This window comes from Yoonia sp. SWMV100 (assembly GCF_056108365.1).
The window spans coordinates 1-20,399 of sequence record NZ_JBWBAQ010000009.1; the positions used below are offsets into that span (position 1 = coordinate 1).

General features: G+C 54.2%; 16 protein-coding genes and 1 tRNA gene. 1 reads left to right on the top strand and 16 read right to left on the bottom strand.

All coding sequences use genetic code 11. The annotated features are described in order from the left end of the window. The 16 genes from ACXJGX_RS15870 to ACXJGX_RS15945 all read right to left on the bottom strand — a co-directional run. A partial coding sequence (locus ACXJGX_RS15870) for a GTP-binding protein (RefSeq protein WP_295314877.1) occupies window positions 1–119 on the bottom strand: 119 nt, incomplete at its 3' end. Window positions 120–188: 69 nt separating this feature from the next. Further along, window positions 189–2,312 (bottom strand): elongation factor G, encoded by a 2,124-nt coding sequence (gene fusA, locus ACXJGX_RS15875; RefSeq protein WP_474783462.1) that lies wholly within the window; start codon window positions 2,310–2,312, stop codon window positions 189–191. Window positions 2,313–2,327: 15 nt separating this feature from the next. Further along, entirely contained in the window at window positions 2,328–2,798 is a 471-nt protein-coding gene (gene rpsG / locus ACXJGX_RS15880; RefSeq protein ID WP_474783463.1) for a 30S ribosomal protein S7, read from the bottom strand. Window positions 2,799–2,810: 12 nt separating this feature from the next. Beyond that, window positions 2,811–3,182, bottom strand: coding sequence for a 30S ribosomal protein S12 (gene rpsL / locus ACXJGX_RS15885; RefSeq protein ID WP_474783465.1), 372 nt, complete (start codon window positions 3,180–3,182; stop codon window positions 2,811–2,813). Between the two features lie 278 nt (window positions 3,183–3,460). Continuing rightward, complete coding sequence (locus ACXJGX_RS15890) at window positions 3,461–4,360, bottom strand: DMT family transporter (RefSeq protein WP_474783467.1); 900 nt, start codon at window positions 4,358–4,360, stop codon at window positions 3,461–3,463. 60 nt (window positions 4,361–4,420) lie between these two features. Next, window positions 4,421–6,004 carry a glycosyltransferase family 2 protein gene (locus ACXJGX_RS15895; RefSeq protein WP_474783469.1) on the bottom strand — a complete coding sequence of 528 codons (1,584 nt, stop codon included), beginning with the start codon at window positions 6,002–6,004 and terminating at the stop codon, window positions 4,421–4,423. A gap of 145 nt (window positions 6,005–6,149) precedes the next feature. After that, window positions 6,150–10,382, bottom strand: coding sequence for a DNA-directed RNA polymerase subunit beta' (gene rpoC, locus ACXJGX_RS15900; protein ID WP_474783471.1), 4,233 nt, complete (start codon window positions 10,380–10,382; stop codon window positions 6,150–6,152). A gap of 55 nt (window positions 10,383–10,437) precedes the next feature. Further along, complete coding sequence (gene rpoB / locus ACXJGX_RS15905) at window positions 10,438–14,577, bottom strand: DNA-directed RNA polymerase subunit beta (protein WP_474783473.1); 4,140 nt, start codon at window positions 14,575–14,577, stop codon at window positions 10,438–10,440. A 244-nt stretch (window positions 14,578–14,821) separates the two neighbouring features. After that, window positions 14,822–15,193 carry a 50S ribosomal protein L7/L12 gene (gene rplL / locus ACXJGX_RS15910; RefSeq protein WP_474783475.1) on the bottom strand — a complete coding sequence of 124 codons (372 nt, stop codon included), beginning with the start codon at window positions 15,191–15,193 and terminating at the stop codon, window positions 14,822–14,824. 68 nt (window positions 15,194–15,261) lie between these two features. After that, complete coding sequence (gene rplJ, locus ACXJGX_RS15915; RefSeq protein ID WP_474783489.1) at window positions 15,262–15,774, bottom strand: 50S ribosomal protein L10; 513 nt, start codon at window positions 15,772–15,774, stop codon at window positions 15,262–15,264. A gap of 390 nt (window positions 15,775–16,164) precedes the next feature. After that, window positions 16,165–16,866: a 50S ribosomal protein L1 gene (gene rplA, locus ACXJGX_RS15920; protein ID WP_474783477.1), complete on the bottom strand. Its 702-nt coding sequence runs from the start codon at window positions 16,864–16,866 to the stop codon at window positions 16,165–16,167. Then, window positions 16,866–17,291, bottom strand: coding sequence for a 50S ribosomal protein L11 (gene rplK / locus ACXJGX_RS15925; RefSeq protein WP_474783479.1), 426 nt, complete (start codon window positions 17,289–17,291; stop codon window positions 16,866–16,868). The genes rplA and rplK overlap by 1 nt, the downstream gene beginning before the upstream one ends. A 116-nt stretch (window positions 17,292–17,407) precedes the next feature. After that, window positions 17,408–17,938, bottom strand: coding sequence for a transcription termination/antitermination protein NusG (gene nusG / locus ACXJGX_RS15930; RefSeq protein ID WP_474783481.1), 531 nt, complete (start codon window positions 17,936–17,938; stop codon window positions 17,408–17,410). Between the two features lie 190 nt (window positions 17,939–18,128). Continuing rightward, window positions 18,129–18,329: a preprotein translocase subunit SecE gene (gene secE / locus ACXJGX_RS15935; RefSeq protein ID WP_474783483.1), complete on the bottom strand. Its 201-nt coding sequence runs from the start codon at window positions 18,327–18,329 to the stop codon at window positions 18,129–18,131. 71 nt (window positions 18,330–18,400) lie between these two features. Next, entirely contained in the window at window positions 18,401–19,297 is an 897-nt protein-coding gene (locus ACXJGX_RS15940) for a hypothetical protein (RefSeq protein ID WP_474783485.1), read from the bottom strand. A gap of 41 nt (window positions 19,298–19,338) precedes the next feature. Continuing rightward, a tRNA-Trp gene (locus tag ACXJGX_RS15945) sits at window positions 19,339–19,414 on the bottom strand. Window positions 19,415–19,538: 124 nt separating this feature from the next. Here ACXJGX_RS15945 and ACXJGX_RS15950 point away from each other — a divergent pair. Next, entirely contained in the window at window positions 19,539–20,228 is a 690-nt protein-coding gene (locus ACXJGX_RS15950) for a lysophospholipid acyltransferase family protein (RefSeq protein WP_474783487.1), read from the top strand. Window positions 20,229–20,399: the final 171 nt, after the last annotated feature.

The window sequence follows — 20,399 nt, forward strand, 5'->3', positions numbered from 1 at the left end:
TGGAAGTCACCAAAGTACTTGGTGATCGCTGCGGTCAGGGTCGTCTTACCGTGGTCAACGTGGCCAATCGTGCCGATGTTAACGTGTGGTTTATTACGTTCAAACTTTGCCTTAGCCATGATGGCCTCCTTGGATATTCAAATGATGCGTTGCCCCGGGCGAACCCGGGGCGCCTAACCCCACAGGGATTAAGCGAATTTCTTTTGGATCTCGTCCGACAGGTTCTGTGGCACTGGATCGTAGTGGTCGAACTGCATCGTAAAGTTGGCGCGGCCCGAAGACATAGAGCGCAACGTGTTGATGTAGCCGAACATGTTCGCAAGCGGGACCATTGCGTCAATCGCAATTGCGTTGCCGCGTGTGTCCTGCCCCTGCACCATGCCGCGACGTGAAGTCAGGTCGCCGATGATACCACCAGTGTATTCTTCTGGTGTCACAACTTCGACGCGCATGATTGGCTCGAGCAGCTTTGCCCCAGCTTTCTTCATGCCTTCACGCATACACATACGGGCAGCGATTTCGAACGCGAGAACCGAGGAGTCAACGTCGTGGTACTTGCCTTCCAGCAATTGCACTTTGAAGTCGATCACTGGGAACCCAGCCAACGGACCAGAGTCCATGACCGATTTGATGCCTTTTTCGACGCCGGGGATATATTCCTTTGGCACCGAACCACCAACAACCTTGGATTCGAACGAATACCCTTCGCCCGGCTCTGTCGGCATGATGACCAGCGTCACCTCACCAAACTGACCAGAACCACCCGACTGCTTCTTGTGGGTGTAGGTATGCTTGACTTCATGGCCGATGGTTTCACGGTATGCCACTTGCGGCGCACCAATGTTGGCTTCGACTTTGAATTCGCGCTTCATGCGGTCGACCAGAATGTCGAGGTGCAATTCGCCCATGCCCTTCATGATGGTCTGACCAGATTCAAAGTCAGTTTCCACGCGGAAGGAAGGATCCTCGGCAGCAAGACGTGCCAGTGCCAGACCCATTTTTTCTTGGTCGGCCTTGGTTTTTGGTTCAACAGCAATCTCGATCACTGGCTCTGGGAAAGTCATCGTTTCCAGAACGACGGGATCCGATGGATCACACAGGGTGTCACCTGTTGTTGTGTTCTTCAGACCACCCAGCGCAATGATGTCGCCAGCCCATGCTTCTTCGATTTCTTCACGGTTGATCGCGTGCATCATCATCATACGGCCCACACGCTCTTTGCCACCTTTGGTGGAGTTGAGCATCGCGTCGCCTTTGCCGAGTTTACCGGAGTAAATCCGTGTAAATGTCAAAGAGCCCACGAATGGGTCGTTCATGATTTTGAACGCCAAGCCAGAGAATGGCATGGTGTCATCCGCACGACGTGGGATGTTGCGTGTTTCTGTTTCGTCACCGGGTTTGAAGCCCATGTAATCAACAACGTCCATCGGCGATGGCAGATAGTCGATCACAGCGTTCAACAACGGCTGAACGCCTTTGTTTTTGAACGCGGAACCAGCAAGAATTGGCACGAATTTCATCGCCAGCGTACCCTTGCGGATCAGCTTGCGCAGCGTTGCCTCATCAGGCTCTTCACCTTCAAGGTACGCCATCATCGCGTCGTCATCCATGTCGACGGCCAGCTCGATCAGTTTGCTGCGCCATTCTTGTGCTTGCGCAGCCATGCTTTCGCGAATTGGCTGACGAACCCAAGATGCGCCCAAATCTTCGCCCTGGTAAACCCACTCTTCCATGGTGACCAGATCGATGATGCCTTCCAGCTCTGTTTCAGCGCCGATTGGCAGCTGAATAGGCGCAGGAACAGCACCGGTACGGTCCGCGATCATATCAACGCATTTGTAGAAATCTGCGCCGATTTTGTCCATTTTGTTGACAAAAACGATCCGTGGAACCTTGTAACGGTCGGCCTGACGCCAAACAGTTTCTGTCTGTGGCTCAACACCTGCGTTGGCGTCCAGCAAACAGATCGCACCATCCAAAACAGCCAAAGAACGTTCAACTTCGATTGTGAAGTCAACGTGGCCGGGCGTGTCGATGATGTTCATCCGGATTTTGGTGTCAGATGTCCCGTCGACAGTTGGGTCATCCTGACGCTGCCAGAATGTCGTGGTCGCAGCGGACGTGATAGTGATACCGCGTTCCTGCTCCTGCTCCATCCAGTCCATTGTCGCAGCGCCATCATGCACTTCGCCAATGTTATGTGATTTACCGGTGTAGTACAGGATCCGCTCGGTGCAGGTTGTTTTACCTGCATCGATGTGGGCCATGATACCAAAGTTCCGGTAACGGTTAAGTGGGTATTCGCGTGCCATTTTGGTGCTTCCCTGTTACCAGCGGTAGTGGCTGAATGCTTTGTTCGCATCGGCCATTTTATGGGTGTCTTCGCGCTTTTTGACAGCTGTACCGCGGCCATTCACGGCATCGATCAGCTCGCCGGCAAGGCGTTCTTCCATGGTGTTCTCGTTGCGCTTTTTCGCAGCAGCGATCAGCCAACGAATGGCCAAGGCTTCACGGCGCTCGGGGCGAACTTCGACAGGCACTTGGTATGTCGCACCACCGACGCGGCGCGAACGCACTTCGACGGATGGCTTGATGTTTTCCAAGCTCTCGTGGAACACTTCCACTGGGGATTTCTTCAGCTTGTCTTCAACGCGGTCGAATGCGTTGTAAACGATACGCTCGGCAACGGCTTTTTTGCCGTCAACCATCAGGTTGTTCATGAATTTGGTCAGAACCGTATCACCAAACTTGGCGTCTGGCAGGACTTGGCGCTTTTCAGCGGCGTGACGACGTGACATCTAATCTCTTCCTTACTTCGGACGCTTCGCGCCGTACTTCGAACGACGTTGCTTACGGTTCTTAACACCCTGTGTATCGAGCACACCGCGCACGATGTGATAACGCACACCTGGCAAATCCTTGATACGGCCGCCACGGATCAGAACCACAGAGTGTTCCTGAAGGTTGTGGCTTTCACCTGGGATGTAAGAGATGACTTCGAAGCCGTTTGTCAGGCGCACTTTGGCAACCTTACGCATAGCGGAGTTAGGCTTCTTAGGTGTTGTTGTATAAACGCGTGTACAAACGCCGCGTTTTTGTGGGCAAGATTCCAAATGCACTGACTTGGATCGTGTGACTTTAGGCTGGCGCGGCTTGCGGATCAGCTGCTGAATCGTTGGCATCGTGTGATGTTCCCATCTATTCACTTGTGGTGCGCCCTTGCGGGTGCGGTTTCAATAAAATGCTCTTCATCTTTGAAAAGCACAAAAATTCCGCAGTCGAACCCTTACCGGAGGTTCGGTGCGGTGGGTTACAGAGGAACAAGACTATAATCGCCCGGTTCTTGACCACTCAAGTTTGATATCGGGACAAAAGAGGGTATCCCCCCAGCCCGGATGAGCGGCGTATAGGGGGAGTCGGAAAGGCTGTCAACCTTAGCAGTGTCGCGGCGCGACAATGATCAACGTGGCGATGGTATGCGCGATGGGCGCAAGCGAAGCTGTCTTTCGCGGTAAAGCGTGAACAACCCGGTTGCGACAACAATCGCAGCCCCGCACAGCGTCAGCAAACTGGGCCAGTCGCCGAACACGACGATCCCCAATACTAACGCAATCAAAAGGCTGGTATACCGGAATGGTGCCACAAAACTGATTTCGCCCCAGCGCATCGCCATGACCGAGCAAACATACCCACAGATCAAAAACACCGTCGCCCCGGACAGTTGCAGGATCGCCGTTTTGCTCAGCGGTTGCGTTTCGATGAACAGGCACCCAACGGCCCCGAACGACATGACACCAAAGGCGGCGACCAGCGCGACAAAGACCGATGGCACTTGGCGCGACATGCGCCGCACCACAACGTCACGCAGCGTGACACCCGCAACAGCGATCAGGGCATAGACGCTGAAAACGTTGAAATCTGCCCCGCCGGGCCGAATGATCAGCAGCACGCCGGCAAACCCAACGCAAATTGCGGTAAACCTGCGCCACCCCAGCGGATCGCCCAGAAAAAGCGCCGCGGCAAGACTGACGGTTAATGGCAGCGATTGCAAAATCGCGCTGATATTTGCGATCGGCATATGGAACAACGCCGTCAAAAAGAAATACGTCCCGACAAGTTCGCCAAAGGTACGCAACAAGATCAGACCCCATTCCCGTCGCGGAAAATCAAAACGAAGCTGACCCAACATTTTGCACATGATCGTCAGGCAAATAACGGCACCGATCCCACGCCAGAATACCGCCTCAAAAAGCGGTACCTCGTCGGACAAGGATTTCATGAAGGTGTCATTGATGGTGTAAGCACTCATGCCAGCCATCATTAATATCGCACCGCGGATGTTATCGGAAATAGGAGCCATCGCTGTGCGTAGCACGCGTAACCCGACCGAAACAATGGCCGTGTTACGCCCGCGCGTGGGTCACTTCATCTGAAAGAACCACGGAATGATTTTTGCAAACCCGGCGGCGTCAACCAACCCGGGTTGAACGATGAATTCCGCCATGCGCCCGACATAGCGGGTCGGCTTGGCAAATTTTTCGACTTCATGATAGGTGCGGCGCCCCGCATAGTCATCAAACAAAACCCGCGTCTCGCGTTTGATGTTGATCAGCGTGGCGGCAAAGCACGCCTTGCGCATGCGACCATCAATCAAAACCGTATCGACACTTTTTGTGATCGGGTCATCCCAAACCTGCATCGGGTAGCGCCAGAATTGGTCATACTTTTGATTGTCTGCGGGGTATCCCCACGCTTTGGTAGGTCCAATATCGACATGGATAGCACGCGATGTCGGCGATCCAGCATACCCTTGGGCCAAAGCTGCATTCAGACGGTTTGCCCAATCAAGGTCAGATTCAACCGCCACACATGGCACACCGACTTCGGCGGCCAACCGCGTCGATCCGCCGCTGCCATATTCAATGATTGCCTTCGCGTTGGTATATACTTCGCGAACAAATCCTTGGACTTCCTCAGGAAATGTCAGGGGGAAATCAATTGCGCTGTCTGGTTTTTCGATCGCCAAATGTTCATCCTTCGGGGTATTGCTACTTTTAGAATAGATCTCTTCTATATCACGTAATTCCTGCGCGATGCCGCATTGACGCAGTAAATCTTTCTTAACCTTGCGAACGGCCCCCTGCCAACGCAGTATCGTATCGTCAGTCACGTCGTTTTTATTATTTTTCTGATAAAAATCATCCGTGTGCCGACCATTAAAATTTGCACGCGGGCGATAGCCCCGTCCGCGCTGTTGCTTCAGAGCAAACGAAACCGGGTCGCGCACAATGTAGTGATTTACCTGCGCAATATCATAGCCGATTTCATCATCCATCACATGTGCAAATGGTTCGTCACCTTCGCGAAGCCACTTGGCATGGCGCCGACCCGCTTTCCCCGGACCGGTCTGACCCAGTGTCGCACCCGAACCTGTCACAAAGTCAGTGAGAACGCCGGCGCCCGGCGCCACCACACAGCGATGTAAAAAGGGCGAAAACCCAACTGCCGTTTTCCCAGCTTTGAAAAAGGTTTTAAATTGGGAATAAGCCGACACTGGCTCGCATCGCAGGTAATCGTCCGAAATATATGACCCTTGGAACCGCGGCTGACCGGAGTCACCAAAAAGCCGCCAGTTGATCAACATGCCTTGAACGCCGCGACCATCAAGATAGGCAACAAGATCACTGACCTTACCCTTCCCCACCTTGATATTCAGGTATTCATCGGCGTCTAAAAATATGCCCCAATCACCCTGCTCAAGTACCGCCATATTAGCAGTCAGTTGAACGGCAGATTTTTGCGGCGGCACGCCTTCTGGCACTGTCTGATCTATGTGCTCGATGACACCCGCATCCGCCATCTTGCGCAGCAGCGGATATGACCCATCCGAACAATCATTCGTCACAATAAAGATCCGGTCAAAGCCGATCGCCCGGTGATACGCGATCCAGTCAAAAAGGAATGGACCTTCGTTTCGCATCGCAGAAAACAAGACTAAGGCCATACGCATCCCCGAAAATTTGACACCAACCACCATACCCCACGCCAAATTGCAACTCCAGTACAAACAAGGAATGCCGTTGGTGCGCGGGCCAAACGAAAAAGGCCCCCGCAAAGCGAGGGCCTTTTGTCATTTCTATTGCGACGAATTATTCTTCGTCGCCGCCAGACATGTTGGCAAACACATCATCATCTGAAGACGTCGCGACAGGGGCTGCAAGACGTGCTGCCTCTTCCGCTTCTTCACGGCGTGCTTCCAGAACCACGTTATCGCGGTCAGCAGCCACACGGCGCATCTGCTGTGTTGCACCGCCTGTACCAGCCGGGATCAAACGACCCACGATGACGTTTTCTTTCAGACCAATCAGCTTGTCGCGCTTACCCTGCACGGATGCTTCTGTCAGCACGCGTGTGGTTTCCTGGAACGATGCCGCCGAGATGAACGACCGGGTCTGCAGCGATGCCTTGGTGATCCCAAGCAGGATCGGCTCGCCGGTTGCCGGGCGGTCGCCACGTGCGATGACCTTGGCGTTGGCTTCGTCAAACTCAGCCTTATCGACAGTTTCGCCTTTCAGCAGAACCGTGTCACCGCTGTCCTGGATTTCCCATTTCTGGAGCATCTGACGCACGATAACTTCGATGTGCTTATCGTTGATCTTCACGCCCTGCAGGCGATAAACATCCTGCACTTCGTCGATCATGTAGTCAGCCAAAGCCTCGACACCCATAACCGCAAGGATATCGTGCGGCGCAGGGTTGCCGTCCATGATGTAGTCACCCTTTTGGACAAAATCACCTTCCACAACCGGGATGTGCTTGCCCTTGGGCACCATGTATTCGACCTTGATGTCTGCATCATCGGCAGATTCAATCGCGATGCGGCGCTTGTTCTTATAGTCCTTGCCAAAGCGCACGTAGCCATCGATTTCGGCGATGATTGCGTGGTCTTTCGGACGACGGGCTTCGAACAGTTCTGCCACACGCGGCAGACCCCCGGTGATGTCCTTGGTCTTGGCGCCTTCACGCGGAATACGCGCAACAACGTCACCTGCCTTGATCTCCTGGCCGTCTTCGACGGACAGAATGGCATCCACGGACATGCCGTAAGCGACGGGGTTACCGTCATCTTTCAGCACAACTTCACCATCGGCACCGACCACGATGATCTTTGGTGCAAGCTCATTGCCTTTGGGGGCTGCACGCCAATCCGCCACGATGCGCTGGGTCATACCCGTTGCATCATCGGTGTCTTCGCGTACCGCGATCCCGTTGACCAGATCGACATAGCGTGCCGTACCGGACTTTTCTGCGATGATCGGCAGCGTATACGGATCCCATTCAAACAACTTGTCGCCGCGCAGAATGTCTGCACCTTCTTTGACAAGAACCTTAGAACCGTAACCGATTTTGTGAATCGCACGCTCTTCGCCTTCGGCACCGACAAGCGCCAGAACCATGTTCCGGCCCATGACAACGTTTTCGCCAGCCGCATTTTCCAGCAACTGCGCGTCACGGAACACGACCTTACCAGATTGCGATGCTTCAAGGAACGACTGCTGGCCACCCTGTGCAACCCCACCAATGTGGAATGTACGCATTGTCAGCTGTGTACCCGGTTCACCGATCGACTGCGCGGCGATGATACCGACAGCCTCGCCGAGGTTCACGCGTGTACCACGGGCCAAGTCACGGCCATAGCACATTGCGCAAACGCCATCTTCGGCCTCACAAGTCAGCGGGCTGCGGATCCGCATTTTTGCAATCCCCGCAACGTCAATCATGTCTGCCTTGCGTTCGTCGATCAGTTCGCCTGCTTCAACGATAACTTCGTCTGTACCCGGTTTGATCACATCATCTGCGGACACACGACCAAGGACGCGTTCAGCAAGCGACGACACGACTTCACCGTCGTTCACGGCCGCTTCGGCTGTGATCGCACGGTCTGTGCCGCAATCCACCTGACGCACGATACAGTCTTGTGCAACGTCCACCAGACGACGTGTCAGGTAACCAGAGTTCGCCGTCTTCAACGCCGTATCCGACAGACCCTTACGGGCACCGTGGGTCGAGTTGAAGTATTCAAGAACGGTCAGACCTTCCTTAAAGTTCGAGATGATCGGCGTTTCGATGATTTCACCGTTTGGCTTGGCCATCAGACCACGCATACCACCCAGCTGTTTCATCTGCGTCACCGAACCACGAGCACCAGAGTGGGCCATCATGTAGACCGAGTTAGGTTCGTTTTCGGCACCATTGGCATCGCGGCCGGTGGTCGAAATCGTGGTCATCATCGCGTCTGTGACTTTGTCGTTGGCCTTTGACCACGCATCAACAACTTTGTTGTACTTTTCGCCCTGTGTAATCAGACCGTCCATGTACTGCTGTTCAAAGTCTTTCACCATGTCGCGTGTTTCGTCGACAAGCTGCCATTTGGTGTCAGGAACAACCATGTCGTCCTTACCGAACGAAATGCCTGCCTTAAACGCTTCACGGAAGCCCATGGTCATGATCTGGTCACAGAAGATGACAGATTCTTTCTGACCACAGTAGCGATAGACCGTATCAATGATCTGCTGCACTTCTTTTTTGCGCAGCAAGCGGTTGACCAAAGCAAACGGTGCTTTTGCGTTCATCGGCAACAAACCACCAAGGCGCAGACGGCCCGGCGTGGTTTCAAACCGCTTCAGGACTTCATTGCCTTCTTCGTCGATCTGCGGAATCCGCGCCGTGATTTTTGCGTGCAAATGCACTTCACCAGCGGTCAACGCATGTTCGACTTCGTCGATGTCTTTGAACTCCATGCCCTCGCCCTTCATGCCTTCGCGCATGATGGTCGTGTAATAGAGACCCAAGATCATATCCTGCGATGGCACGATGATTGGTGCGCCGTTTGCAGGGGAAAGCACGTTGTTGGTCGACATCATCAGAACGCGCGCTTCCAGCTGGGCTTCGAGCGAGAGCGGCACGTGAACAGCCATTTGGTCACCGTCAAAGTCAGCGTTAAACGCCGAACAGACTAGCGGGTGCAACTGAATGGCTTTGCCTTCGATCAGGATCGGTTCGAACGCCTGAATGCCCAAACGGTGCAAGGTTGGCGCGCGGTTCAGGAACACAGGGTGTTCGCGAATAACCTCGTCCAAGATATCCCAAACTTCGGGACGCTCTTTTTCAACCAGCTTTTTCGCCTGTTTCACAGTGGAAGACAGACCTTTGGCTTCAAGGCGCGAATAGATGAACGGCTTGAACAGTTCGAGCGCCATCTTTTTCGGCAGACCACACTGGTGCAGCTTCAGCTCTGGACCCGTCACAATAACGGAACGACCAGAGAAGTCGACGCGCTTACCCAAAAGGTTCTGACGGAAGCGACCCTGCTTACCCTTCAGCATGTCAGACAGCGATTTCAACGGACGCTTGTTTGCACCCGTGATCACGCGGCCACGACGGCCGTTGTCAAACAGCGCATCCACAGATTCCTGCAACATCCGCTTTTCGTTGCGCACGATGATATCAGGTGCGCGCAATTCGATCAGACGCTTCAGACGGTTGTTCCGGTTGATCACGCGGCGGTACAGATCGTTCAGATCGGACGTCGCAAAACGGCCACCATCCAACGGCACCAGCGGGCGCAGTTCTGGTGGGATCACAGGAATAACAGTCATGACCATCCATTCAGGACGGTTGCCCGATTCAAGGAAGCTTTCAACGATCTTCAAACGCTTGATGATCTTCTTTGGCTTCAATTCGCCAGTGGCTTCTTTGAGGTCGGCGCGCAGTGTTTCGGCCTCGGATTCGAGGTCGATTTGCGCCAGCATTTCGCGGATCGCCTCAGCACCGATGTTGGCCTGGAACGCGTCCATGCCATAAAGGTCTTGTGCGTCGTTGAATTCTTCCTCGGTCATCAACTGGCCATAAGTCAGGTCAGTCAGGCCGGGTTCGATCACAACGTAGTTTTCGAAATACAAAATACGCTCGAGATCACGCAGTGTCATGTCCAGCATCAGGCCGATGCGGGATGGCAGCGATTTCAAGAACCAGATGTGCGCAACGGGTGCAGCCAGTTCGATGTGCCCCATGCGTTCACGGCGCACTTTTTGCAGCGTTACTTCGACACCGCATTTTTCGCAGACAACGCCACGATATTTCATACGCTTATATTTACCGCACAGACATTCGTAATCTTTGATCGGGCCAAAGATACGTGCGCAGAACAGACCGTCACGTTCAGGTTTGAACGTCCGGTAGTTGATGGTCTCTGGCTTTTTGATCTCGCCGAACGACCACGAAAGGATGCGCTCTGGGGATGCCAAAGACACCTTGATTTCGTCAAACGTTTTCGCCGGTGTGAGCGGGTTAAACGGGTTGTTTGTCAGTTCCTGGTTCATCTTCAATTCCTTGAATTGGGTGCGTTAAGAGGTAGGGGGAGTAAGGCGCGCGGCCTTACTCCTCGTCCTCCGCATCCAGGAGTTCCATGTTGAGGCCGAGACCCCGGACTTCTTTCACAAGCACGTTGAACGACTCTGGGATACCTGCCTCAAAGTTGTCCTCGCCTTTGACGATGCTTTCATAGACTTTCGTCCGGCCTGCGACGTCATCCGACTTTACAGTCAGCATTTCCTGCAGGGTGTAAGCCGCGCCATAGGCTTCGAGCGCCCAGACTTCCATTTCCCCGAAACGCTGACCACCGAACTGGGCTTTACCACCCAGCGGCTGTTGCGTGACAAGGCTGTAAGGCCCGGTAGAACGTGCGTGGATCTTGTCGTCGACCAAGTGGTGCAGTTTCAGCAGGTATTTCACACCCACAGTTACCTTGCGGCTAAACTGCTCGCCTGTGCGACCGTCAAACAGGATCGACTGCCCAGAGGTATCGAAACCGGCACGCGTCAGCGCGTCGTTCACGTCAGCCTCTTTTGCGCCGTCAAAGACGGGCGTTGCAATCGGCACACCACGTGTGGCGTTACCAGCCGCTTCGATCAGGTGCTCTTCGTCCATGCCTTCGATACCTTCGGCATAAACGTCGTCACCGTAACCGATGCGCATGGCTTCACGCACAGGTGTCAGATCGCCAGAGCGACGGTATTCACCCAACGCCTCATCGATCTTGATGCCAAGACCGCGTGCGGCCCAGCCCATGTGCGTTTCCAAAATCTGACCGACGTTCATACGCGACGGCACGCCCAGCGGGTTCAGACAGAAATCGACAGGTGTCCCGTCGGCAAGGAACGGCATGTCTTCCATCGGTACAACCTTGGAAATAACACCTTTGTTCCCGTGACGACCGGCCATCTTATCGCCCGGCTGCAGCTTACGCTTCACCGCGACAAAGACTTTGACCATCTTCATCACACCCGGTGGCAAATCGTCACCACGGCGGACTTTTTCGACCTTGTCTTCAAAGCGGGCGTCCATCGCACGCTTCTGGATTTCGTACTGTTCGTTCAGGGCTTCAACAACCTGCGCGTCAGCTTCGTCCTTCAGTGCAACCTGCCACCACTGACCGCGGCTCAATTCAGACAATGCTTCTTCGGTTACGACTGTGTTCGCTTTGAACCCACGTGGACCTTTGACAGCCTCTTTGCCCAAAATCCGGTCTTTCAGACGGGCATAGATGTTGCGGTCAAGGATCGCGAGTTCGTCGTCGCGGTCACGGGCCAGACGTTCGACTTCTTCGCGCTCGATCTGAAGCGCACGTTCGTCTTTTTCCACGCCGTGACGGTTGAACACGCGTACTTCAACCACAGTACCAAAATCACCCGGCGGCAAACGCAGCGAAGTGTCACGCACGTCAGATGCTTTTTCACCAAAGATGGCGCGCAGCAGTTTTTCTTCTGGCGTCATCGGGCTTTCGCCTTTTGGTGTGATCTTACCCACCAGAATATCCGCAGGCCCGACTTCGGCGCCGATATAGACAATGCCAGCCTCGTCGAGGTTACGCAGTGCTTCTTCGCCAACGTTCGGAATATCGCGGGTGATTTCCTCTGGCCCAAGCTTCGTATCACGTGCGGCAACTTCAAATTCATCGATGTGAATCGATGTGAAAACGTCATCGCGTGTGATCCGCTCTGAGATCAGAATAGAGTCTTCGTAGTTGTAACCGTTCCAAGGCATAAACGCGACGACCACGTTTTTACCCAGCGCCAATTCACCGATATCGGTCGATGGACCATCGGCCAGCACTTCGCCCTTCAGAACCGTATCACCCACCTTCACCAGCGGACGCTGGTTGATACAGGTGTTCTGGTTCGAACGCTGGAATTTACGCATACGATAAATATCAACGCCTGCATCACCCATTTCAAGGTCATGCGTCGCACGCACAACAATACGCTGCGCATCAACTTGGTCGATGATACCTGCACGTTTCGCCATGATCGCAGCGCCGGAATCGCGGGCAACAACTTCTTCAATCCCAGTCCCAACCAATGGGGCCTCGGCTTGCAACAGTGGTACCGCCTGACGTTGCATGTTCGAACCCATCAAGGCCCGGTTCGCATCGTCGTTTTCAAGGAACGGGATCAAAGACGCCGCAACAGACACGAGCTGCTTTGGCGACACGTCGATCAGGTCCACGTTTTCACGCGGTGCCAATGTGTAGTCGCCGTTCATCCGTGTTGAAACCAGTTCGTTCTTGAACGATCCGTCTTCATTCATGTTCGCGTTGGCCTGCGCCACAGTGTGACGCATTTCTTCGGTTGCGGACATGTATTGCACTTCGTCCGTCACTTTACCGTCCACGACCTTGCGGTATGGTGTTTCGATAAAGCCGTATTTGTTCACGCGGGCAAATGTTGCCAAGCTGTTGATCAGACCAATGTTCGGCCCTTCGGGCGTTTCAATTGGACACATACGACCGTAGTGCGTTGGGTGAACGTCGCGCACCTCAAAGCCGGCACGTTCGCGGGTCAAACCGCCAGGCCCCAGCGCCGAAAGACGACGCTTGTGCGTCACTTCGGACAGCGGGTTGGTTTGGTCCATGAATTGCGACAGCTGCGAAGAGCCAAAGAATTCACGCACAGCCGCAGCCGCAGGTTTCGCGTTGATCAAATCCTGTGGCATCACCGTGTCGATTTCGACAGATGACATACGTTCCTTGATCGCACGTTCCATACGCAGCAGGCCAACGCGGTACTGGTTTTCCATCAGTTCGCCGACAGAGCGCACACGACGGTTCCCAAGGTGGTCGATATCGTCGATATCGCCCTTGCCATCACGCAATTCGACAAGCGCTTTGATACAAGAAATGATATCTTCGCGACGCAAGGTGCGGATCGTATCTTCGGCATCCAGATCCAGACGCATGTTCATCTTGACCCGGCCAACGGCGGACAGATCATAGCGTTCGCTATCAAAGAACAGTGTGTCGAACAGGGCCGATGCGGAATCAACGGTCGGTGGCTCGCCTGGGCGCATCACGCGGTAGATATCCATCAGAGCCGTTTCACGGTTCATGTTCTTATCAGACGCCATCGTGTTGCGCATATAGGCGCCCACGTTGATGTTATCGATGTCCAGAACGGGGATCGTTGTGAACCCGGCATCAACCAGATCCTTCAGCGTCCCGCCAATGACTTCGCCGCCTTTATCCATTTCCAGCGTCAGCTCGTCACCGGCTTCGACATAGATCGCGCCGGTTTCTTCGTTGATGATGTCGCGCGCAATGAATTTACCAACGATGTTTTCGTAGGGTACCAGCAGGTCTTTGACGTTGCCTTCGTCGATCAGTTTCTTGACCGAACGTGGCGTCACTTTTTCGCCGGCTTTCGCGATCACTTCACCTGTTTTGGCGTCAACCAAATCAAATGTCGGGCGTGTGCCACGAACGCGCTCTGGGAAGAACTTTGTTTGCCACGCATTCGCTTTGGCATCCAGATGGTATTCGACAGTCTGGTAGTAGGAATCCATAATCGCTTCTTGGTCCAGCCCCAGCGCATAAAGCAGGGTGGTCACAGGCAGCTTACGACGACGGTCGATCCGGCAGAACACAAGGTCCTTGGCGTCAAATTCAAAGTCAAGCCAGCTACCGCGGTATGGGATGATGCGGCAGGCAAACAAAAGCTTACCCGAAGAATGGGTTTTGCCCTTGTCGTGGTCAAAAAACACGCCAGGCGAACGGTGCATCTGGGATACGATCACCCGCTCGGTGCCGTTCACGACAAATGTGCCGTTTGGTGTCATCAAAGGCATGTCACCCATGAACACGTCTTGTTCTTTGATGTCTTTCACAGACTTGTTGCCTGTATCCTCATCCACATCAAACACGATCAAACGCAGCGTCACCTTCAGGGGGGCGCTGTACGTCATGTCGCGCTGCATGCACTCTTCGACGTCGTATTTCGGCTTTTCCAGTTCGTACTTTACGAATTCAAGCAGGGCATTTTCGTTGAAATCTTTGATCGGGAATACCGACTGGAACACACCTTTGATGCCCTCGCCGTCAAGCGGGGTCTCACTGTCGCCAGAGCGCAGGAACAGGTCGTAAGAAGATTTCTGAACCTCAATGAGGTTCGGCATTTCAAGCACTTCACGGATTTTGCCGTAGTACTTACGCAGGCGTTTCTGACCAAGGAAGGAGGAAGCCATATGCGATGTCACCTTTTGTTTGTCTCTCGAATGACACATCGCCCGGGCCGCGACGCATCACCCATTTGACAGGGGGTTTGAAGTCTATTCGTGGCTGCCGTCCCACCGGCACCCTCCCGACATTTCAAACCTACCCAAGGGGTCGGTCAGCATTTGGCCGACCTCTAAGACAGGTTTGGCTGGACCCACATTCCTGCGGGCCCAGCCGTATTATGAAGGCAAAGAAACCTTTGCCAAAGGCAGCTTAGGCCAGCTCTACAGTTGCACCAGCAGCTTCGAGTTTGGCTTTGATTTCGTCAGCTTCAGCTTTCGATGCGCCTTCTTTGATTTTGCCACCGGCTTCAACCAAGTCTTTTGCTTCTTTCAGGCCAAGACCTGTGATCCCGCGAACTTCTTTGATCACGTTGATCTTGGACGCGCCTGCGTCTTTCAGAACAACATCAAATTCAGTTTTTTCTTCAGCAGCTTCGCCAGCAGCAGCTGGGCCAGCAGCAACAGCAACTGCACCTGCAGCTGGCTCGATGCCATACTCATCCTTCAGGATGGTTTTCAGTTCTTGTGCTTCGAGAAGGGTCAGACCAACAATCTCTTCAGCCAGTTTTTTCAGATCAGCCATTTTATGCTTTCCGTTCGTTTTAAGTGTGTTCCAACGCAGGGCCAAAACCCCAAGTCAATTCAGATGCTTTATGCAGCTTTCTCTTCGATGGTCGAAAGAATGCTCGCGATGTTCGAAGCAGGCGCGCCAATGGCCCCAGCGATGTTTGCAGCAGGTGCCCCAATGCAACCAACGATCGAAGCAATAAGCTCTTCACGTGATGGCATCCCGGCAACGGCTTTCACACCAGCAGGATCAAGTGCTGTATCGCCCATAGCACCACCAAGAACGACAAGTTTGTCGTTCTTTTTGGCGTATTCATCGACAACCTTCGCCGCAGCGACGGGATCTTCAGAATAAGCGATTACAGTCATGCCTTCGAGGTATTCAGCAATGCTTGCGCATGGCTTGCCCTCAAGGGCGATTTTGGCGAGCTTGTTCTTGGCAACACGTACAGAACCACCAGCGTCACGCATTTGCGCGCGCAGATCCTGCATTTCAGCAACTGTCATGCCTTCGTAGCGGGCAACCACTACGACGCCAGAGCTTTCAAAGATCTGGCCGAGGTCATCAACCAGCTGTTCTTTTTGTGCTCTATCCACAGTTTCACTCCAATTTTGGCACTGGGTTAGGCCCAGCACCGGCTCTAATTTTGTCACACGGCAAGCCGCCCGACAGTCTACAGTCCATGCAAACGGGGCGAGCCAGGTGATACCGAGGAGAGCCTCGAAAAATCTGGTCTATCCCGTCTCAGGCAGGAATTATAAGTATCGCTACCTACCCACCGTCTCGGACGAATAAAGGCCCGAACGAATCAATCCTCCGGGCCAGGTTTGTTAATTACTGGTTAGGTGCGGGATTGCCAACCCCCGTTCCCGCAGTTTCTTGGATCCACGGGAAAACAGACCACACAATAACCCAGTAAGTAGAAATAAAAACGGCAGGCCCCAGATGGGACCTGCCGGTCAATCACGCAAATAGACTTGCGAAATTTATGTGTTGCCAGTCGCCGAGGCCACATCAACTGTCACGCCTGGGCCCATTGTAGAGCTGACAGCGATCTTTTTCATGTATGTGCCTTTGGCGCCTGTTGGGCGTGCTTTGCTAACAGCCTCAACGAAGGCCAGCAGGTTTTCTTCCAGCTTTTTCGCATCGAATGATGCCTTGCCGATACCCGCGTGCACAACACCAGCTTTTTCAGCTTTGAACTGCACTTGGCCGCCTTTAGCCGCTTCAACGGCTTCTTTGACGTCCATGGTCACTGTGCCAACACGTGGGTTTGGCATCAGGTTGCGTGGGCCCAGAACTTTACCAAGGCGGCCAACGATACCCATCATGTCGGGCGTCGCGATGCAGCGATCAAAGTCGATTTTGCCACCCTGAACAGCTTCCATCAGGTCTTCTGCGCCAACGATATCCGCACCGGCTGCTTTGGCTTCATCAGCCTTGTCACCACGTGCGAACACAGCGACGCGCACAGTTTTACCAGTGCCGTTTGGCAGGTTGACCGTACCGCGGACCATCTGGTCGGCGTGGCGCGGGTCAACACCCAACTGCATTGCGATTTCGACGGTTTCATCGAATTTCGCATTTGCGTTGTTTTTGATCAGAGCAACCGCTTCGGCGACTGTGACGTTCTGCTTGCCAGCGAATGCTTCACGGGCGGCAGTTGTACGCTTACCAAATTTTGCCATTACTTGACCTCCACACCCATCGACCGGGCAGAGCCAGCGATGATCAGCATTGCGCCTTCGATGGACGTCGCGTTGAGGTCCTTCATTTTTGCTTCGGCGATTTCACGTACTTGCTTGCTCGTGATCGAACCCGCAACAGCCTTACCAGGTGTCTTAGAACCAGACTGCAGCTTTGCCGCTTTCTTGATGTAATAGGACGCTGGTGGCGTCTTGATTTCCATCGAGAACGATTTGTCTTGGTAATATGTAATCACGGTTGGGCAAGGTGCGCCAACTTCCATGTCAGCGGTCTTTGCGTTGAACGCCTTACAGAATTCCATGATGTTGATGCCGCGCTGACCCAGCGCAGGACCGACAGGTGGGGATGGGTTTGCTTTACCTGCAGGAACCTGCAGCTTCAGCGTACCGATTACTTTCTTGGCCATGGGGCCTCTCCTTTTTCAGCGGTGGATCAAGATCCACCCTACAGTGGCCCCGAAGGGCCGGTTTGCCGTGGTTCGACCAAGATGAAATCCGGGTCTCCCACGTCTGAACACGCGGGTTACTGTTTGGTAACCTGCGTGAATTCCAATTCGACCGGGGTTGCCCGACCAAAGATCGACACCGTCACCTTGAGGCGCTGATGTTCTTCATCGACTTCTTCAACCATACCGTCGAAATCTTCGAATGGGCCGTCGTTGACTTTGACCTTTTCGCCGATTTCAAAGTGGATCAGCGTGCGTGGGCTTTCTTCGCCCTCTTGCACGCGACCAAGGATCGCCTGCACTTCGGCGTCACGCATCGGCATCGGGCGACCTTGCGGGCCCAAGAAACCCGTGACGCGGTTGATCGAGTTGACCAAATGGTAGGCCTCATCGGACATTTCCATGTGGACCAACACGTAACCGGGCATAAAACGACGCTCGGTGGTGACTTTTTTGTTGCGGCGAATTTCGATGACTTCTTCCGTTGGCACCAGCACTTCGTCGATTTGTTCGGACAGACCTTTTTCTTCCGCTTTTGTGCGGATCGCTTCAGCGATCTTTTTCTCGAAGTTCGAGAGAACGCTTACGGAGTACCAACGTTTCGCCATGTGTCAAAGCACCTTGTCGCAACCGACCCTTGCGGGCCGCGTGTTCAAATTAATCCAGCAGACCTTCTGCCGGTCCCGAAAATAAAAGCGGCGTGAAGCTCGATTCGCCGCACGCCAATTTCAGGAGTTTGTGGCTCTTACCGCCGACACCCGATGTTTTCAAGGGGTGACAGGCAGTTTCCGTCACAGCTTAGCTACCAAAGTAGTCAAGCACACCCGCCAAACCGGCGCGAATCGCGAAATCCACAAGCGAGAAAAAGATCGCAGCAAGCGCAGCGAGGAAAAAAACCATGATAGTCGTCAGTACAACTTCGCGACGCGTGGGCCAAACGACCTTTGCAATCTCAGAGCGGACCTCTTGGATAAACTTAACAGGATTGGCGATGGCCATGGCATTTCGTCCTTTGTGGAAACACAGGGCGACATACGGGGTTCAGGGCATGATTTCAAGCCCACTTTGGTTCAAACACCCGCAGACGACAAAAGGGTCACGCCCGGCATTGCGGCGATCTGGGCGACCTGATTGGCATAGGCGCTATCCGCCGCGGCATGTTCCCCGACCGAATATCCGTCATAGGGCGGATACCCGTCTTGCACCGATAAAATGCGCCGCGCCATATCCGCCAAACCTACTGTGTCCCCTTGGGCATGGCGATGCAGAATTTCGGCCACCGCAGCAGACGAAAGCCCCGGATGAATGACCCCTGCAACCGGCGGCACCCGCGCGGCGTGTTGATCACCCACTAGAGCGGATATAATTTTTGGAAAAAGCACGTTATAGTCTTCGTACATCCACACCGTCACCTGCCTGACGCCGGGAACAGCGCGCACGCGTGCCACGAATTCTGTCCAGTTGACGGATTCCAACGGGTTCAACGCCTTGAACTGCGCAGGCGAGGCAATCCGCTGCCCATACAACATTTGTGAGTAAACCGAATTGATCAAAGACGCGGGATTGCGGAGGCACAGGAATAGATCAACGGGACAATCTAATGCTGCGGTCAGAACCGCCAGGCTGTTGGCCGCCTTTGGGTACCGCATACCCCGCACTTGCGCTGCGGAAAAACTAAGATCCCCGATATAATTTTCTTCGCTTAAAACCAGTCGTCCCGCCCCTTTGCGCATCAACGCTAATTGCTCGTTCGCAGGTCGTTTGGTGCGGCCTGGCCCGCGTTTTTTCCGCAGCCCAAAAAGCGCGGGAATCGTCCGGCCCGGCAGGCGGAAATGTTCTGGCCCATAATAGCGTACACCGACATCGGCCAAATCATCGGCCGCCAGCAGAAGGGACTGCTGCAAATGTGAACTTGCGGTTTTGTGGGGGCCGATATGAAAGGCGACGCTAAAGTCATCGTCGGACATTGTTGGTCTTGATCCTCCGGCAAAGCGGCAATGATCTGGTCTGGCAGGGGCATGGAGACTCGAACTCCAGACCTACGGTTTTGGAGACCGTCGCTCTACCAACTGAGCTATACCCCTAAGACCAGTTGCCGAACTAGTCTGAAAATCTGACCGGATCAAGAGGCAACCCGCACGAGACTTGTCATCATAGGCATAAATGTGAAAACAACACCAAGATTTTTGCAAGAAAGGGCCTGCCGCCGTGTCAATTCGCCGACGGATCGAACAATCAGAATGGCTTGCCGCGCGACTTGCCGGGCTTGTTGGTGGCTATCTAAGCCTTTGCAACAGGCGAATCCATTGGGCAACCGAAGGATTGGACGAACTACATGCGGCTTTGCAAAACGGCCCCGTACTGGTTGTGATGTGGCACAGCCGCTCTGTCATGGGTGCCCTGCATTGGCCTGTCGCAGATGGGTCCCTGTCCAGCCTCCACGACAGCTCACCGATTGGACGGGTGTCGGGGGCGCTCCAGCGGCGCGTCGGTTTGCTTCCCATCCAGATGTCACGCAAAGGATCGAATCGGGCATCATCGCGTGCCGTGTTGAAGCGCGTAAAAGAAGGCGTCAGCATTGGGATGACGGGTGATGGCCCGCTCGGCCCGCAGCGCGAACTCAAAGATGCGCCGCTTGACTGGGCCAGGACCACCGGGATGCCGGTGTTTTGCTATGCTTTTTCGGTCACCAACGGGCGGCGACTTGATACATGGGACCAGATGCTTGTACCCCACCCCTATGGGCAAGGCGCCTATGTGTTTCGGCGTTTCGACGGAACATTTCATCGCAAAATGTCCCCAGCAGAGATCGAAACCCTACGTGGAGAGGTCCATAAATTTATGACAGAAACCACCCAACGCGCGGACGCGATGCTGTCATTGCCGCCGGGCCCATAATCGCGTCCCTGCGTCATCCTATCCACCACGCAACGCAAAAGGCCGCCCATAGTGGGCGGCCTTTGTTATTGATATCGTCTGCGTGGGTTGTCGGTGATTGCTGTGCGATCGCCTGCCACCCACCCGGTGTTTCCCCGCTTGCGCGGGGAAGACCCCGTTACTCGACGATTT

Bases quoted from the DNA above. Each gene is read 5' to 3' on its own strand.
- fusA (WP_474783462.1), bottom strand. From the start codon at position 2,312: ATGGCACGCGAATACCCACTTAACCGTTACCGGAACTTTGGTATCATG.
- rpsG (WP_474783463.1), bottom strand. From the start codon at position 2,798: ATGTCACGTCGTCACGCCGCTGAAAAGCGCCAAGTCCTGCCAGACGCC.
- rpsL (WP_474783465.1), bottom strand. From the start codon at position 3,182: ATGCCAACGATTCAGCAGCTGATCCGCAAGCCGCGCCAGCCTAAAGTC.
- ACXJGX_RS15890 (WP_474783467.1), bottom strand. From the start codon at position 4,360: ATGGCTCCTATTTCCGATAACATCCGCGGTGCGATATTAATGATGGCT.
- ACXJGX_RS15895 (WP_474783469.1), bottom strand. From the start codon at position 6,004: ATGGCCTTAGTCTTGTTTTCTGCGATGCGAAACGAAGGTCCATTCCTT.
- rpoC (WP_474783471.1), bottom strand. From the start codon at position 10,382: ATGAACCAGGAACTGACAAACAACCCGTTTAACCCGCTCACACCGGCG.
- rpoB (WP_474783473.1), bottom strand. From the start codon at position 14,577: ATGGCTTCCTCCTTCCTTGGTCAGAAACGCCTGCGTAAGTACTACGGC.
- rplL (WP_474783475.1), bottom strand. From the start codon at position 15,193: ATGGCTGATCTGAAAAAACTGGCTGAAGAGATTGTTGGTCTGACCCTT.
- rplA (WP_474783477.1), bottom strand. From the start codon at position 16,866: ATGGCAAAATTTGGTAAGCGTACAACTGCCGCCCGTGAAGCATTCGCT.
- rplK (WP_474783479.1), bottom strand. From the start codon at position 17,291: ATGGCCAAGAAAGTAATCGGTACGCTGAAGCTGCAGGTTCCTGCAGGT.
- nusG (WP_474783481.1), bottom strand. From the start codon at position 17,938: ATGGCGAAACGTTGGTACTCCGTAAGCGTTCTCTCGAACTTCGAGAAA.
- secE (WP_474783483.1), bottom strand. From the start codon at position 18,329: ATGGCCATCGCCAATCCTGTTAAGTTTATCCAAGAGGTCCGCTCTGAG.
- ACXJGX_RS15940 (WP_474783485.1), bottom strand. From the start codon at position 19,297: ATGTCCGACGATGACTTTAGCGTCGCCTTTCATATCGGCCCCCACAAA.